Raw genomic sequence first — 16,819 nt, 5'->3', positions numbered from 1 at the left:
AGATGTAGAAATTAGTTTTTGCACTTTTTAGCTTGGCGGTAAATATCAATATTATCCAGGTTGGCTTGAGCAACTTCCATGGATTGCTGTGCGCTGCTGCTATCCTGTTGTGTATTTTTATTGCCAGAAAAAGCTGTAGCAAATTGTCCCATACGCGCCGCTGTTTCAGATTGACCTGAAAATGCGGATAGCGCGTTGCCAGCAAGACCTGCCCATTTTGAAACTTGATTATTTTGCTGTGCAGACGCTTGGCTTAATGCCAGTTGCGATGCTTCTAAAGTACGTTCAAAGGTTTTACGCTCAACGCTCAGGTCAGTGCAATCTAAGGTTTTTAAATAACTGGTACTATAAACACTATTGTTGGTTTGGCTAGCTTGATTGAAATTTGAGGCATAGCCACGGTCTGCTTGAGCCACGGCATTGGCAGCTTCTTGACGGCTTTGATTCATACGCGCTTCAGCTTGGTCCATAATCGCGCCATTTTTGGCACCCATCACTGCAACAGCTGCATCCAATAAACCTGCTTGAGCGAAACATGGTAGGACACAAAGTGAACTGATTAAGGTGATTTTTCTTAGCATCTGGTTTACCCCGAGTTTTAAATTAAAGTTATAAGAATCTAGAGTATTTTATCTAATTGAAGATGTATTTGAAATATTTATTATACTTAAGTATTTGAATATATTTATAATATTAAGTATTTCTTAAGTGGTTAGAAATATTTTTAAACTGAGTTTTAAAATCTCGACGAGTCAAAGGACCGATGCGCTCATCTGTAATGTGGTGTATTTTGTGTCGGAGTGTCGCATAAAATATAGCGTCATGGACGTAGTGTAAAAGATATTGGATCAACAACTTATGGCGAAAATTCAGCTTGAATATAGTGCAATTACTGACTTCTTTGTGGAGCCGCATGGCTTGAGTCGTCAAGAGGTAATTGCCGTGCGTAAACAAGCCATTTACCAATATCGCAATCAATTACTTGCGCAGCGGCTAAATAGGTCAGTTGAAAATTCAGATTTTTCAAAGTCTGCATTTGGTAAGCCTTTTCTTCCTGATTTTCCACACTTTCATTTTAATCATAGTCATAGCCAGCAGCATTATGTTTTGGCCAGCAGTGAAAAAATCGCCAATATTGGTGTGGATATTGAGGATTTAAATCGAAAAGTTCGTTTTGATGCGATGGCTCAACACAGCTTTCATCCCGAAGAATTGCTTAATTGGGACAGTTGTGAGCATGATCCTGATTTTTGGTTTAAAGTTTGGACCACTAAAGAGGCGGTACTTAAAGCATCAGGTTTAGGGATCCGAGTGAACCTGAATGAACTGAATACGCAGTGTCATCCTGAGCACAATGGTGGGATGTGTAGCCATCCAGCAATTGGCACTTTTGCTTATCAGAATATTCAACTACCGCATGTCATGTTGACGGTGGCATGGCAAAGTGAACAATCTTGCCGAGGCTTTCATTTGCCTAATATTGAGTTGAATGTCTTATAAATCGGTATGAAATAAAATCATCATGAAAAAAGCCCTGTTCTGGCTGAACAGGGCTTTTTTTGAAAATCAATCTAAACTGGCTTTAGATTAGATTTTGCATTTTTTAGAACCTTGGTAGATACCAATGTTGTCGATGTTTGCTTGAGCAGCAGATTTGTTCGCTTGTTGAAGTTCAAGATTACCTGCTTCTGAAGTATCTTGCTCACCAGCCAAGCTGTTTGCAATGTTGCCTGCACGAGCAGCTTTTTCAGAGTTACCACCGAAAGCAGCAAGTGCTCCACCCGCTAAACCAGCAAATTTGCTCAATGATTTGCCTGGCGCTTGAGCAGATGCTTGGATGTTTGCAATGTTTTTGTCAGCAGCTTCTAAAGAGCGCTTAGCATTCGCTTTTTCAACAGCAAGAGTTGCACAATCCATCGCTTTTAATTCTGAAGATGCGAATTGAGTTGTAGCAAAAGCAGAAATTGAAATAGAAGTAACAGTTGCAAGGACAAGTAATTTTTTCATGAAATAATTCACTTTTATTGTTAGAAAATAAACGCCCGAAAGTAATGGGCGGGTGAATATTATTCAAAAAAAGGAATTTTGTCCTGTTAAAATGTGACAATTGTGTAAGTTTGTGTAATTTGCGTACAAATATGATTGCAAAATTAAATGATTAGTAACACGTTGCTATTTGGGTTTTTGTGCAATCCAAATATTACTTAAGCGGTTGACAAATTGCGGGCTAAACTTCGATAAATTAAACAAAAATTTAGCTTTCATCCCCACAGGTGTATGTGTGGCCATTAAGACCGTATCCTTTTTTTGTACCAAGGCATAAATTTGCTGAGCGACATCGCTCGGTTGAAGATTGATGCCCATTTTCTTAATGCTTTGGGCATCCATGTCTTGCACCATCGCGGTTTGAACAAATAAAGGCATCACATCTAAAACGCGAATATTGTATTTTTGCCATTCAATATCCAAGCTTTCAGTGAACCCACGTACAGCAAATTTAGATGTGGCATAGCTGGCTAAATCAGCTTGTCCATAAATTGCTGAAGCTGAAGAGAGGTTAATCACACGAGCAAAATTGCTTTGTTTTAAATAGGGAAATGCCGCATAGCAACCGTTTATCACCCCTTTGACATTGATATCAATCGTACGGTGGTGTGCAGACAGTTCCGTATGTTCAAAGCTACCTGAATACAGAATTCCGGCATTATTGACTAAGATATTCAGCTGACCTGCCCATGCAACAAATTCAGCTAAAGCGCTTTGCCATTGCTCTGGTTGTGTTACATCTAAATGTCCAGCTTTGGCATGGCTACTGAGTTCGGCAGCTAAGGAGGTAACTTGAGATTGGTTAATGTCGTAGAGCCCAACTTTATAGCCTTGTTGTATGAACAGTCGTGCAATTGCTGCGCCAATCCCTTGTCCTGCACCGCTAATAAAAATACTTTGCATGTTATGCTTCCCTGAATTGAGTTGCTCATTCCTTGAGTGAATTTTGAGCATATCAAATTCTGTAATCGAAACAATGTACTGATGAGTAAATAGCTGGAGTTCACATGGAACAATTATTAGCAGTGATGAAAGAATTACGTGAAAAATGTCCATGGGATCAAAAGCAAACCCCAGAAAGTTTGACTCGTTATGCCATCGAAGAAGCCTATGAAGTTGAAGCGGCAGTTCGTTCAGGTCAGAGTGATGATGTACGAGATGAACTGGGGGATTTATTACTACAAGTGGTTTTTCAGTCGCAGATGTATAGCGAACAAGGCGCATTTGATTTTCAAGATGTGGTGCAAGCCATTACAGATAAATTAATTCGCCGTCATCCCCATGTGTTTCAGGCAGAGCAGTTCTCAGCACTCAATGCGGATGATGTGGCAACACTATGGAAACAGATTAAACAACAAGAAAAAGGAGGGAAATTAGCATCAAGATTAGATGAGGTTAAACATGCTCCTGCATTAAGCCAAGCAGATGAAATCCAAAAAAATGTGGCGAAAATTGGCTTTGATTTTCCAGATATTGAAGGGGCTTATGGCAAGCTTGAGGAAGAGCTAGGGGAGTTAAAAGAGGCCTTAGCAGGCAAAAAATCCGACGAAATATTTGATGAATTTGGTGATTGCTTATTTTCTCTAGTGAATGTTGGACGTAAGATTGGCATCTCAAGTGAGATGGCACTGTTAAGTACCATTCATAAATTTAGAAGCCGTTTTGCTTATATTGAAGCACAGGCCACATTACAACAAAAACATGTAGAAGACTTGTCCCTGACTGAAATGGATCAGTTATGGGAACAGGCAAAACAACAATTAAAACAACAGGCTGAATATGTACCACATCCTAAAGAATAAATACTCTACACAATTACTTGTCTTGGTTTTGAGTTTAATGGCAAATTTGACTTATGCTCAAAGCCCTTCGGGCTACGCGGAATGGAAAGCCATGCAGCAAGCTCAAGATCAGCAATTAAAAAAGCAATCTGAGGCCTCGAAGTCCAAAGTGGCAACTGCACCGAGCAATGCCAACTATTATTTGTCACGACCCAGCACCCAACAAAATAGTCGAACAGATCAGGTACGTTTAAATACAGCCTCAGTCGATGAACTGCAGACATTGCATGGAATTGGTCAGAAAAAAGCAGAAGCAATTGTGCAATATCGCAAAAGTAATGGCTTATTTAAAAGCATTGATGATATTCAACAGGTTAAGGGAATCGGTCCTGCGCTGTTTGCTAAAAATAAAGCAAAATTGGCACTTTAAGTGAAGTGTAAAAAAAAGAATTAGGTTAAGCTCAGCTTGAGCATCGAGATAATCAAATTGCCCTTTGATTGTGTTAGAGATATCATTAGCGACATCTTAAGAATTTTACGTTCAGACGTAGGAGACAGCGTCTTTTGCAAACTTTGCGCGCGTCCAAATGTGGTTTATCAACCACACAATTACCTTCTTCCATTTTAGATGTGATTGATGCCTTAACTAAGGCAGGCTATGAAGCTTATATCGTGGGTGGCAGTGTCCGCGACCTAATGTTGGGGCATGCACCTAAAGATTTTGATGCCGTAACTAATGCGACACCAGCTCAGGTGAAAGAAGTCTTCGGGCGACGTTGCCGAATTATTGGTCGTCGTTTTGAGCTGGCGCATGTCTACTCAGGACGTGAACTGATCGAAGTTGCGACCTTCCGTGCGCCGCCTAAAAAAGCCGTGACTTCTGCTGCGGGCATGATTTTACGTGATAATAATTGGGGTACGATTGAGCAAGACTTTGCACGTCGTGACTTCTCGATCAATGCAATGTATTACCAACCACGCAAAGGTGAAGTGCTAGATTTTTGTCATGCAGTAGATGACATTAAGCATAAAACGTTGCGTTTATTGGGTGATCCACAATTACGTTTTGAAGAAGATCCTGTGCGGATGCTTCGGACTTTACGTTTTGCAGCCAAATTAAACTTTAATATTGATCAAAAAATTCTGGATGTCTTTACTCCAGAACTTACTCAATTGCTGCGTGATGTGTCTCCACATCGTTTATACGATGAGTCACAAAAACTCTTTACTATGGGGCATCTCAATCGCGTCTTACCGATGCTGATCGATTTTGGTATTTGGTATCAATTATTTGCAGATATCAAACCAGTCGTAACCCCATTTATTGAGTTGGCTGCAAAAAATACCGATCAACGTATTTCGATTGGGAAAACCATTAACCCTGCATTTTTCTATGCTGTGTTATTGTGGATTCCGTTCCAAGAGCGTTGTACGTTCTATTTAAATAAAGGTGTTGTTCCTGCTGAAGCGCGTGCTCAAGCAGGCTTAGATGTATTGAAACGTCAGGCTACACGAACCATTATTCCTCGCTTTGCCGAAACATTTATTCGTGAAGTTTGGGAAATGCAAACCCGTTTGCTGAATCCAAAACCACAGCAAATTGAAGCACTTTCAGGTCATGCACGTTTCCGTGCAGGCTTTGACTTCTTGCTGCTGCGTGAAAAATCGGGTGATACAAGCACGCAAGGTATGGGCCAGTGGTGGGATGCTTATCAGCAGATGAGCACTGACGAAAAAGAACGGGCAATTAGCCAATACAATCGTCAACGTGCCAAGAGTCGTCGTAAAGCGGCGCATGAAGATGTGGAAACGAAAACTTCTGCACATCAGCAAGTTGAAATTGAACCACTTGTGAATGAACCAGAAAGCAGAAGTCGCCGTCAACGTAAGCCTAAATCACATGCCAACAGTCCAGCGACAGTATCAATTGTTGCAGCGTCAGCCAGTGGTGAAATTGGTGCAGATCATCCGATTTTAAAACGTAAACGTGTGAAACGAGATCTGACTCAGGTTATTTTTGGGCCAACACAATGACGCTGACATATATTGGTTTAGGCAGTAATTTAGGTGATTCCCTGCAGATCCTCAGTGAAGCGGTGCATAAACTTGCGACACTCGGTACTGTAAAAGTCTCACAACTGTATCAAAGCCCACCAATGGGGCCACAAGATCAGCCGAATTATTTAAATGCAGCGGTTGCATTAGAAACTGATCTAGCACCTTTAGCCTTGTTGGATGAATTACAACGCTTTGAACAAGAGTCGGGGCGTGTACGCCTACGCCATTGGGGCGAGCGTACACTGGATTTAGATTTACTGATTTACGGTGAACAGCACATTCAAAATGAACGTTTAACGGTGCCTCATGTTGGTGTTTTAGAACGTGATTTTGTGTTGAAACCTTTATTGGATTTAGATGAGAATCTACAGATTAAAGGACAACCATTAAAAGATTTACCTATTTTGAATAATCCAAATTTAACTGTATTGGATGCAGGAAACTGGGCCCATCTTTAATTTTTGTATGACCACTTGAGAAAGCCGTCATCTGAGGAATATTGAAATGATTAGTCTAAGTGACTTGAAAAAATTTAAAGCGGAAGGCCGCAAATTCTCCTGCTTGACTTGCTATGATGCGAGCATGGCAAAAGCAATGGAAGTTGCTGAAGTCGATAGTATTCTGATTGGTGATTCATTGGGGATGACCATTCAAGGTAATGACTCAACCTTACCTGTCACTGTTGAAGATATGGCATATCACACTGCGGCAGTGCGTCGTGGCAATAAGCATGCGTTTATTCTGACAGATTTGCCATTTATGACCTATGCCACTTTGAATGATGCTTTGGTGAATTCAAAGACCGTAATGCAAGCAGGCGCGCAGATGGTCAAATTGGAAGGTGGTGCATGGTTGTCAGAAACAGTTGAAGTATTGACTCGTAATGGTATTCCAGTGTGTGTGCATTTAGGGTTAACTCCGCAATCGGTTCATGTGTTTGGCGGTTATAAAGTGCAAGCACGTACACGCGAAACTGCGGATCAACTCATTGCAGACTGTAAAGCTGTGGTTGATGCAGGTGCAGCACTTTTACTTTTGGAATGTGTTCCTGCCCAAGTGGGTAAAGAAATTAGTGAATTGTTCCCAAATACACCTGTGATTGGGATCGGTGCCGGTGCAGAAACGGATGCTCAAGTCTTGGTTCAACAAGATATGCTGGGACTGACGTTTAGTCACGTGGCGAAATTTGTTCGCAACTTTATGAAAGAGCAAGCAGGGGAAACGGCAATTGTGGATGCGTTTAAGGCGTATCATGCTGCCGTACTAGATGGTAGCTTCCCTGCCAAAGAACATACATTCCAAATTGAGCTGTAAGACATGAAAACTGAAACAACGATTCAAGGTTTAAGTGCATCGCTAAATCCAGCACGTGCTGCGCGTAAAATCATTGGTTTTGTACCAACGATGGGGAACTTGCATGAAGGTCACCTCAATTTAGTTCGTGAAGCACGTAAACTGTGTGATGTCGTGGTGGTGAGTATTTTCGTTAACCCAATTCAGTTTGGTCCAAATGAAGACTTTGACAACTATCCACGCACTTTGGAACAAGATCAGCACTTATTGGCTGAAGTGGGTTGTGACATCGTGTTTGCACCGACTGTTGAACAAATGTATGGCAACAAACCGCGCTTAACCAATATTAGCGTGGGCGGCATTACCAATGATTTGTGTGGCGAACAGCGTCCGGGTCATTTTGACGGTGTTGCTGTTGTTGTGACAAAACTCTTTAATATTGTTCAACCGAATTTTGCATTCTTTGGGCAAAAAGATTACCAGCAACTTGCAGTGATTCGTCAGTTTGTACGTGACTTAAATATTCCACTAGAAGTGATTGGTGTGCCGATTACTCGTGCTGAAGATGGTTTGGCATTGAGTTCACGCAATGGTTATTTAAGTGCGGAAAATCGTGCGATTGCACCAACGATTTACCAAAGCTTGAAAACGGCTGAGGCAGAATTACATGCTGGAACTCAACTTGCAGATGTGTTAGCGAATATTAAAGCAACATTGACAGCGGCGGGTTTTGTTGTGGACTATGTTGAAGCACGTACACCTGAATTACAGAAAATTGAAGAATTTGATCAAGACGTGGTGTTGTTTATTGCGGCTAAATTAGGCGCAACACGTCTTATTGATAATATGCAGGTTAAATATACTGCAGTTTAAAACGGCTATGGGGTAGCAAGCGATGAAGCGCATTTTAATTGTTACAGGACAATCTGGATCTGGAAAGTCATCTGCATTACAGATACTTGAGGATTTGGGCTATTACTGTATCGATAATTTGCCATTGGCCTTACTCCCCGAAATTGTTGAAAAACTCGATTCAGAAAATAATCTTGAACAATTGGCACTGGGTGTGGATGTCCGCAGTACACGTGCAGATTTACAAGAGTTCGATTTGGTTTTTCAACAGCTACAACGCCATGGCTCAGTCGATATTATTTATTTGACCACGCGTGATCAGGAATTGATTGCGCGATTCAGTTCATCTCGACGTCCCCATCCGTTGGCAAGTCGTTTCAAAAGTTTAAATGAGTGCATACAGGAAGAAAAATCTTTACTGTTGCCGATTCAATTACGCTCGACAGTACATATTGATACTACTGATAAGAGCGTACATGATTTAAAACATACCTTGCTGTCTAAACTCGGACAGGCAGATAATTTAATTTTGATCTTACAGTCTTTTGGCTATAAGCATGGTATTCCACTCGATGCAGATTATGTTTTTGACGTCCGTCATTTGCCCAATCCACACTGGGATATGGAATTGCGTAAGTATTCAGGATTAGATGAGCCAGTTCGTCAGTTTTTACAACAAAGTGAACAAACCAATGAAATGTTCCAAGATATTTATAATTTTTTGGATAAATGGCTGCCGGCATTTGCCGAAGGGCATCGTCATTACATGACGGTGTCGATCGGGTGTACAGGTGGGCAACACCGTTCGGTATATATCGTAGATAGACTAAAAAAAGCACTTGAGGCAAAATGGTCTATTCAGGTTCTACATAGAGAAATGAAGCACTGGTCATGATCGACACAACTGTTGACGTAATTAATAAACTGGGTTTACATGCGCGTGCATCTGGCAAGCTAATCGAAGTCACGACCAAATTTCGCTCGTCGATTCAAATTGGTAAGGGTGGAAAATTAGTAGATGCCAAAAATATTATGTCTTTGCTGATGCTTGGCGCAGGCAAGGGCACAACTTTACGCTTAGTGATTGAAGGTGCAGATGAAGAAAAAGCTTTGTCTGAAATTCAAGCACTGTTTGCAGCAAAATTTTACGAGGCAGATTAAACGTGGCACGTCGACCGAACCGCTATACCGAAGAAGACTTTGAATCCTTAGAAGGACGTGCAAGTAAAACTGAGCAAAAGAAAGCTGTACAACGTATGGCTGCTTTGGGCGAGGAACTTGCAAAACTGAATCCTAAACAGATTAAAAATCTTCCTGTAGAAGAGCGTCTGATCGAAGCACTACTTGATGCACAAACCATTACTTCACATGAAGCGCGACGCCGTCAGTTTCAACGTGTAGGTAAATTACTGCGTAATGAAGATGAAACCATGATTTTATCTTACTTAACCCCGCAGCAAGGTGCGAAAAAAACAGCGCAGCTTCAACGCTGGACTGAACGTATGATTGCCCAAGGTGATCCCGTCATTAAAGAGTTCATGAAAGCACATAATGCTGCTGAACATCATCCTATTCGTCAGCATATTTTGCGTATTCAACGTGATATAGCAAAAAATGTAAGCGAAGAAGAACTGACTGCGTCAAAGTTGAAATTGTTTAACTACATTCAACAAGTGGCTTTATTATCTGATAACTAATGCATGATTAGATAACCAGGTACTTAGATAGCTCAATGATCAGATAATTCAACATGATCTGATCATTGAAGCAAAACGTGAAGTTATAGACTTCACATCAAAAAAAGCGACCTGATTAGGTCGCTTTTTTTGGCTTGAATTTTTCAACATTCAAGCTTGGCTTTTGAGTTTGAATATTAACCAAATTCACCAACAGCGCGCTCTTTAGCCCATTCACGGAGAACGAATTTCTGAAGTTTACCAGTTGAAGTTTTTGGAATTTCGGTAATCACTACATCTTTAGGTACTTTGAAACGTGCAAGATGTTGCTTACAGAATTCGATCAGTTCTTCAGGCGTTGCTTCTTTACCTGCTTTTAATTCAATAAAGGCACAAGGCACTTCTTGCCAACGAGGGTCAGGTTTTGCAACCACTGCAGCTGTCAGTACAGCAGGGTGCTGATATAGAATTTCTTCTACTTCGAGCGATGAAATGTTTTCACCCCCTGAAATGATCACATCTTTAGAGCGGTCAGTAATTTTGGCATAACCGTCAGGTTGGCAGACGGCTAAGTCGCCGGTATGGAACCAGCCACCGGCAAAGGCTTCAGCCGTTGCTTCTGGGTTTTTCAAATAGCCTTTCATTACGATGTTGCCACGGAACATGATTTCACCCATGGTCTGGCCATCATGCGGAACAGGTAACATGGTTTCAGGATCAATGACTTTCATGCCATCTTGTAGCGGGTATGGCACACCTTGGCGAGAATGCAACTGTGCTTGTTCTTGAATGGAAAGATCAGACCAACCAGCTTGCGATGCGCAAAGTGCTGATGGACCATATGTTTCAGTCAAACCATAGACATGTGTGACATTAATACCAATATTACGCATCCCTTCAATAATCGCAGCAGGTGGCGCTGCACCAGCAACCATCACTTCAACGCGATGGTCAAATTGCGCTTTTTTCTCTTCAGGCGTATTGATCATCATTGAAAGTACGATTGGCGCACCGCAGAAATAATCTACTTTGTGTTCTGCAATCAATTTGAAAATCAGTTCAGGGTCAATTTTACGTAGACAAATATTGGTTCCGCCATTGGCTGCCATTGTCCAAGCAAAGCACCAGCCATTACAGTGGAATAGAGGAAGCGTCCACAGATACGTTGCACGTGGCGTCATGCCGCAAGCAATGATGTTACTCGCTGCATTGATATATGCGCCGCGGTGATGATACACCACGCCTTTTGGATTCCCTGTCGTGCCCGAGGTATAGCTTAAACTAATCGCATCCCATTCATCTTGAGGTAAGTGCCATTCAAAGTTGGCATCGCCTTGCGCCAACCAGTCTTCAAATTCGATTTGTCCAATCGGTTGTGCTGTACCTTCAAATTCAGCATCTGCAACATCAATGACATAAATGTCTTGATCGATCAAAGCCAAAGCTTCGGTGGCAACTTGAGCAAATTCAGGGTCAACCAACAGGACTTTGGTTTCTGCATGTTCCAGCATGAAGGCAATAGTTTTTGCATCAAGGCGTGTATTTAGCGTATTCAATACTGCACCCGCCATCGGTACGGCAAAGTGTGCTTCAACCATAGCCGGAACGTTCGGTAATAACACAGACACGGTGTCGTTTTTGCCAATGCCTAATTGTTGCAACTGATGTGCAAATTGACGACAGCGGTTATACGTTTGGCGCCATGAAATATGACGATTGCCGTGGATAATGGCATCCTGATCAGGATAAATATAGGCTGCACGCTCTAAATAACGTAGAGGCGAAAGTGCCACAAAATTTGCCGGGGTCCGTGGCAATTCATCGTATGCGCTAACCATCGTGGTACTCCAAGTCCATGTATATTTGTTTTAAATCTGACTTAACAATAATTCAGTCCGTAGCTTCTCTGCATTTATGCTTTAGTCGAGTATTTACACTAAATTTTTAAGTGATTGAAATTGAATAAAATAAAAACAATAGTCTGACGAAAATGAACCCTGTGGTTCTCAAAATTGATTTTTTAGCATAAATAATTTAGTTGAAAAATATATAGGTGTTGTTGGTTTTTTATACTTATTTGGCAGATATTTCCGTGTGTGATCTTTTTTATTGGTTCGGTTTGAATGACGCTTAACGAATAATGTAGAGCGCCTTGAATAGTCTTTGTGGCTATATAGATGAATTATTTTCTCTTTAATTGATCGTGGCTTATTTGCTGTTTTATAACAATAAACTTAAATTTGAGAAGATACAGAACTTCGTATAATCTAAGTAAAAAATCAAGATGGCTTGTGCATTAACATTGCAAAAGCGGAAATCAAAAATAAAACAATACGGCTAAATACAATAAAAAGTATGGCGACAAGGATGAATATGACAATTCAACACGACATTGCATGGGAAAATTGGTCAGGTGTTCAGAAGTCGATCCCGAAGTCATTTATACAACCGCAAAATCTTGAGCAATTAATGGATGTGGTGCAATCCCATCCTAAGATTCGTATGGTTGGCGCAGGGCACTCATTTAGCCCTTTGGCAAAAACCACAGATACCTTAGTAAGTTTAGATCATCTCAAAGGCATTCTAGATATCGATGCTGAACGCTGCCAAAGTACCGTCCAAGCTGGCACACGATTATTTGATTTGGGTGAGAAGCTTGCGTCTTTTGATCAAGCACTGATTAATCAAGGAGATATTGATCGTCAAAGTTTGGCTGGGGCTATCGCAACAGGAACACATGGTACCGGACTCGAATTACCGTGTTTATCGGCGCTGGTTACGGGTTTCGAATTATTAACCGCGCAGGGCGAATTAATACAATGCAGTGCTGAACAGAACAGCGAAATTTTCCAAGCAGGGCGTGTTTCACTCGGGAGTTTAGGCGTGCTGACGCATGTACAGCTGCAAAATCGGCCGATGTATAAACTCAAAGAACAAACGCGATTATGTCCGCTGAAAGATGTCTTGCAGAATATGCAGCAATGGCAATATGAACATCGACATATTGAGTTCTGGGCATTTAGTCATGCCGATCAGGTTATTTTAAAAACCTTAGATGAGACGGAAGATAACCTTCAACCGCGGAAAGAACAGTGGTTAGATGACGACGTATTACTCAAATTTTGTGCAGAATTGACGCGAATTTTTCCACCACTGAATCCATGGTTACAAAAATTATTGGGTGTTTTTGTCAAACCTTCGATGAACGTAGACTGGTCAAGTCGAATTTTTCCTTCTGCACGAAATACCAAATTTAATGAGATGGAATACCAGATTCCGTTGCAACACGGGATGAATTGTTTAGATGAAATTTTGCATACCCTTCGACGTCATAAGGTGCCGATGTTTTTTCCGCTAGAGTATCGGCTTGTACAAGGCGATGATATTTGGCTCAGTCCGTTTTATCAGCAAGATTCGGCCTCAATTTCGGTGCATCAGTTCTATAAGCAAGATTATCACGCCATCTTTAAGCTCGTGGAGCCGATATTTTTTAAATATGGCGGGCGTCCGCATTGGGGGAAATTGCATAGTCTAAATGCACGGCAGCTTCAAAATGTGTACCCCAAGTGGCAGGATTTTTTTAATATTCGACAAGAATTAGATCCGAAGCAAAAGTGGCTCAGTCCAGAGCTACAGCAATTACTGATTGAATAAGCATCGTGGAAAGTTAAACGTTGAAGACCAATTGAACGATATGAAAAAGGGGATGGCATGGATGTATATTTTCAACAGTTGAATACGCTGTTAAAACAAAATGGTACGGGGATGCCCCAGTTAATCGTGGATGTTGATGCATTAAATCACAACTTGGTGGTCACTCAGCAGCAAATACCACAAAATCTACATACGCGTTTGGTGGTGAAATCCTTGGCGTGTATGGCAGTGCTTCAACACTGTGCTACACAGCTCAAGACACAGCGTTTCATGCTATTTCATTTTGCACATCTAAAAACACTTTTTGAATCGATTCCGCAAGCCGATGTGTTGTTTGGAAAACCGATGCCGATTCAGGCCTTAAACCATGCAGACAAGGCATTTTTGCAGGCAACGCAATCGCAAGTGCAATGGCTGATTGATAGTGAACAGCGTTTAGCCCAATACCTCAAATTTGCTGAGCAGCATCAACTGTGTCTACGCATCAATATTGAAATCGATGTGGGGCTACACCGTGGAGGCCTGAAAACGATCAATGAGCTAAAGGCTGTTTTGGATGTAATCGTTCAACATCCCCAACATTTAAAATTTTCAGGATTGATGGGCTATGACGCACATGTGGCGAAGATTCCACGGCTGATCCAATCTGCTGAACAGACTTATCAACAGTCCCAGCAAAGTTATCAACAATTCAAAGCTTATGTACAACAGCGCTACCCAACCTTATGTGATGAATACACCTGTTGGAATGGTGGTGGTAGTCCTAGTTTTAGTTTTCATTGTCAGCAGAGTGTCTGTAACGAAGTCTCGTTTGGCTCGATGTTATTAAAACCTGCAGATTTTGAACTGAAAAATTTACACGCTTTCCAAAGTGCCTTGTGGATCGCCACACCCGTGTTAAAAGTGTTGCCAAGGACAGAATTACCACAGTTAGAATGGCTCAGTCGTTGGGCAAAATCTCAGGCTGTGTTTATTTATGGAGGCTATTGGCGAGGGGACTATGTTTATCCTCAAGGCAGTCAGCCCCATGCATTATATGGTCGAAGTAGTAATCAGGAACTTGTGCAAATTCCGCAGACAAGCAGCATAGATGTAGATGATTATATTTTTTTACGCCCTACCCAGAGTGAAATGATCATCCCTCAATTTGCACAGCTTTGGTTGTATCAATCAGATCAATTGATCGCCTTAGAGACATTCAGAGAATAAAAAAGCGTCCTTACGTTCTTTGGTTCAATTGTTTCGCAATTTTTTTTTACGTGCGTAACATCAGTTATGAATGAGAACGTGATTATTATGTTGACAGCATAAAGCGCATTTCAGTTGAAATCTGCTTGAATTATCAGGAGTCTTGTAAAAGGAGGCAGAAAAATCAACTTCCATGGGATTAGAGGTTTATTAAAGTTGGCAGGGCGTGTAAAATTTAGGTCGAATTTTATTTATCCACCGTTTTTATCTTTTGGGGGGTCTCCCTCGATCATAATCTCGCGGTGACATGCTCCATTGTACGGGGCATCACTCCTTAAGGATTTTTATATGCCAATTATCACTTTGCCAAATGGCGATCAAAAAGAATTTGATCATGCCGTGTCTGTGATGGAAGTTGCTCAAAGCATCGGTCCTGGTCTAGCAAAAAATACAGTTGCGGGTCGTGTAAACGATCGTTTAGTTGATGCGTCTGATTTAATTACAGAAGATGCTAGCCTACAAATTATCACGCCTAAAGATGAAGATGGTATTCACATCATTCGTCACTCTTGTGCGCACTTGGTGGGTCATGCAGTTAAGCAATTGTTCCCAGAAGCAAAGATGGTCATTGGTCCTGTCATTGAAGAAGGTTTCTACTATGACATCTGGATGCCACGTCCCTTTACTTTAGACGACATGGCAGCAATCGAAGAGCGCATGAAAAAGCTCATCGACCAAGACTACGATGTCATCAAAAAAATGACTCCACGTGATGAAGTGATTAAAGAGTTCACTGCACGTGGCGAAGAATACAAACTGCGTCTGATCGAAGACATGCCTGAAGAAACTGAAATGGGCTTGTACTATCATCAAGACTACTTGGACATGTGCCGTGGTCCGCACGTTCCAAATACTAAATTCTTAAAATCGTTCAAGTTGACTAAAATCTCTGGTGCTTACTGGCGCGGTGATGCGAAAAACGAACAACTGCAACGTATTTACGGTACAGCTTGGGCTGACAAAAAACAGTTAGCTGCGTATATCAAACGTATTGAAGAAGCTGAAAAACGCGATCACCGTAAAATTGGTAAAGCGTTAGACTTGTTCCATATGCAAGAAGAAGCGCCGGGTATGGTGTTCTGGCATCCAAACGGCTGGACGATTTACCAAGTGCTTGAACAATACATGCGTAAAGTTCAACAAGCCAACGGTTACCAAGAAATCCGTACACCGCAAGTGGTTGATTTCACGCTTTGGGAAAAATCAGGTCACGCAGCAAACTATGCTGAAAACATGTTTACGACTCACTCAGAGAACCGTAATTATGCAGTAAAACCAATGAACTGCCCATGTCACGTGCAAGTGTTCAACCAAGGTTTAAAATCTTACCGTGACCTTCCAATTCGTTTGGCTGAGTTTGGTTCATGTCACCGTAACGAACCATCAGGTTCATTACACGGCATTATGCGTGTACGTGGCTTTACGCAAGATGATGCGCATATCTTCTGTACCAAAGAACAAATCGGTACTGAAGTTGCAGACTTTATTAAACTGACATTAGATGTATATAAAGACTTCGGCTTTGAAGAAGTACAAATGAAGTTGTCTACACGTCCAGAAAAACGTGTGGGTGATGACAAACTTTGGGACATGGCGGAAAAATCTTTAGCAGATGCTTTAGATGCTGCAGGCCTAGAGTGGGAACTTCAACCGGGTGAAGGCGCATTCTACGGTCCGAAAATTGAATTCTCACTCAAAGACTGCTTAGGTCGTGTATGGCAGTGCGGTACAATTCAATGTGACTTTAACTTACCAGAACGTCTTGACGCATCTTATGTGACTGAAGATAACGACCGTGATCAGCCTGTAATGTTGCACCGTGCAATTCTTGGCAGTTTCGAGCGTTTTATTGGTATACTTATTGAACACTATGCTGGTTTCATGCCACCTTGGTTGTCTCCAATTCAAGCATGTGTGATGAACATTACCGATTCACAAGCTGAAGCATGTGAGTCAGTCGTCGCTAAACTTAAAGAAAGCGGTATCCGCGCGATTTCAGACTTGAGAAATGAGAAAATCGGCTTTAAGATTCGTGAACGTACTTTAGAGCGTATTCCTTACTTATTGGTTCTTGGAGACCGTGAAGTTGAGGAAGGTACTGTAAACGTCCGTACTCGCTCTGGAAAAAATTTGGGTACTATGTCAATTGATGCATTCGTTGACCTAGTAAAAGCAGCCGTAGCCGAACGCGGCCGGTACATTGTGGAGTAA

17 protein-coding genes are annotated in these 16,819 nt (G+C 41.5%); 13 read left to right on the top strand and 4 right to left on the bottom strand.

Going from position 1 to position 16,819, the window contains the following annotated elements; all coding sequences use genetic code 11:
* Nucleotides 1–11 precede the first annotated feature (11 nt).
* A complete protein-coding gene (locus FTT94_RS05270) occupies nucleotides 12–581 on the bottom strand; it encodes a hypothetical protein (protein ID WP_180170345.1) in 570 nt (189 codons plus the stop codon).
* A gap of 277 nt (nucleotides 582–858) precedes the next feature.
* Between FTT94_RS05270 and FTT94_RS05265 the strand changes: the two genes are divergently transcribed.
* Entirely contained in the window at nucleotides 859–1,500 is a 642-nt protein-coding gene (locus FTT94_RS05265; RefSeq protein ID WP_180170344.1) for a 4'-phosphopantetheinyl transferase superfamily protein, read from the top strand.
* An 87-nt stretch (nucleotides 1,501–1,587) separates the two neighbouring features.
* On the opposite strand, the gene FTT94_RS05260 is transcribed toward FTT94_RS05265, so the two are convergent.
* Together FTT94_RS05260 and FTT94_RS05255 are read right to left on the bottom strand one after the other, a co-directional pair.
* Complete coding sequence (locus tag FTT94_RS05260; protein ID WP_180007221.1) at nucleotides 1,588–2,007, bottom strand: hypothetical protein; 420 nt, start codon at nucleotides 2,005–2,007, stop codon at nucleotides 1,588–1,590.
* A gap of 165 nt (nucleotides 2,008–2,172) precedes the next feature.
* Complete coding sequence (locus FTT94_RS05255) at nucleotides 2,173–2,949, bottom strand: SDR family oxidoreductase (protein WP_180170343.1); 777 nt, start codon at nucleotides 2,947–2,949, stop codon at nucleotides 2,173–2,175.
* A 104-nt stretch (nucleotides 2,950–3,053) separates the two neighbouring features.
* Between FTT94_RS05255 and mazG the strand changes: the two genes are divergently transcribed.
* The 9 genes from mazG to yjgA all read left to right on the top strand — a co-directional run bounded on the left by mazG (nucleotide 3,054) and on the right by yjgA (nucleotide 9,727).
* Nucleotides 3,054–3,848 (top strand): nucleoside triphosphate pyrophosphohydrolase, encoded by a 795-nt coding sequence (gene mazG, locus FTT94_RS05250; protein WP_180170342.1) that lies wholly within the window; start codon nucleotides 3,054–3,056, stop codon nucleotides 3,846–3,848.
* Entirely contained in the window at nucleotides 3,826–4,257 is a 432-nt protein-coding gene (locus FTT94_RS05245; protein ID WP_180170341.1) for a ComEA family DNA-binding protein, read from the top strand. The genes mazG and FTT94_RS05245 overlap by 23 nt, the downstream gene beginning before the upstream one ends.
* Nucleotides 4,258–4,391: 134 nt before the next feature.
* On the top strand, nucleotides 4,392–5,861 hold the full coding sequence (gene pcnB, locus FTT94_RS05240; protein ID WP_180170340.1) for a polynucleotide adenylyltransferase PcnB: 1,470 nt from the start codon (nucleotides 4,392–4,394) through the stop codon (nucleotides 5,859–5,861).
* Nucleotides 5,858–6,343 carry a 2-amino-4-hydroxy-6-hydroxymethyldihydropteridine diphosphokinase gene (gene folK / locus FTT94_RS05235; protein ID WP_180005386.1) on the top strand — a complete coding sequence of 162 codons (486 nt, stop codon included), beginning with the start codon at nucleotides 5,858–5,860 and terminating at the stop codon, nucleotides 6,341–6,343. The genes pcnB and folK overlap by 4 nt, the downstream gene beginning before the upstream one ends.
* A gap of 46 nt (nucleotides 6,344–6,389) precedes the next feature.
* On the top strand, nucleotides 6,390–7,199 hold the full coding sequence (gene panB / locus FTT94_RS05230; protein ID WP_180007226.1) for a 3-methyl-2-oxobutanoate hydroxymethyltransferase: 810 nt from the start codon (nucleotides 6,390–6,392) through the stop codon (nucleotides 7,197–7,199).
* Between the two features lie 3 nt (nucleotides 7,200–7,202).
* Nucleotides 7,203–8,051, top strand: a complete 849-nt coding sequence (gene panC, locus FTT94_RS05225; protein WP_078192648.1) for a pantoate--beta-alanine ligase — start codon at nucleotides 7,203–7,205, stop codon at nucleotides 8,049–8,051.
* Between the two features lie 22 nt (nucleotides 8,052–8,073).
* Nucleotides 8,074–8,925: an RNase adapter RapZ gene (rapZ, locus tag FTT94_RS05220; RefSeq protein WP_078189595.1), complete on the top strand. Its 852-nt coding sequence runs from the start codon at nucleotides 8,074–8,076 to the stop codon at nucleotides 8,923–8,925.
* The gene (locus FTT94_RS05215; protein WP_067763492.1) at nucleotides 8,922–9,191 is read left to right on the top strand and encodes an HPr family phosphocarrier protein; all 270 of its coding nucleotides are present in this window, start codon (nucleotides 8,922–8,924) and stop codon (nucleotides 9,189–9,191) included. Before rapZ ends, FTT94_RS05215 begins: the two co-directional genes overlap by 4 nt.
* 2 nt (nucleotides 9,192–9,193) lie before the next feature.
* Entirely contained in the window at nucleotides 9,194–9,727 is a 534-nt protein-coding gene (gene yjgA, locus FTT94_RS05210) for a ribosome biogenesis factor YjgA (protein WP_078189593.1), read from the top strand.
* Between the two features lie 176 nt (nucleotides 9,728–9,903).
* On the opposite strand, the gene FTT94_RS05205 is transcribed toward yjgA, so the two are convergent.
* Nucleotides 9,904–11,544 (bottom strand): acyl-CoA synthetase, encoded by a 1,641-nt coding sequence (locus tag FTT94_RS05205; RefSeq protein ID WP_111884733.1) that lies wholly within the window; start codon nucleotides 11,542–11,544, stop codon nucleotides 9,904–9,906.
* A 535-nt stretch (nucleotides 11,545–12,079) separates the two neighbouring features.
* Here FTT94_RS05205 and FTT94_RS05200 point away from each other — a divergent pair.
* The 3 genes from FTT94_RS05200 (at nucleotide 12,080) to thrS (ending at nucleotide 16,819) form a co-directional block, all read left to right on the top strand.
* Entirely contained in the window at nucleotides 12,080–13,360 is a 1,281-nt protein-coding gene (locus tag FTT94_RS05200; RefSeq protein WP_180170362.1) for a D-arabinono-1,4-lactone oxidase, read from the top strand.
* A 57-nt stretch (nucleotides 13,361–13,417) separates the two neighbouring features.
* The gene (locus FTT94_RS05195; protein WP_180170339.1) at nucleotides 13,418–14,569 is read left to right on the top strand and encodes an alanine racemase; all 1,152 of its coding nucleotides are present in this window, start codon (nucleotides 13,418–13,420) and stop codon (nucleotides 14,567–14,569) included.
* A gap of 327 nt (nucleotides 14,570–14,896) precedes the next feature.
* Complete coding sequence (gene thrS / locus FTT94_RS05190) at nucleotides 14,897–16,819, top strand: threonine--tRNA ligase (protein WP_078189589.1); 1,923 nt, start codon at nucleotides 14,897–14,899, stop codon at nucleotides 16,817–16,819.

The sequence above is a fragment of the Acinetobacter sp. YH12027 genome (assembly GCF_013420085.1).
In the GTDB taxonomy this organism is placed as follows: Bacteria; Pseudomonadota; Gammaproteobacteria; order Pseudomonadales; family Moraxellaceae; genus Acinetobacter; species Acinetobacter amyesii.
Note: the sequence above shows the minus strand (reverse complement) of the source record. Positions and strands in the feature narration are given on the sequence as shown.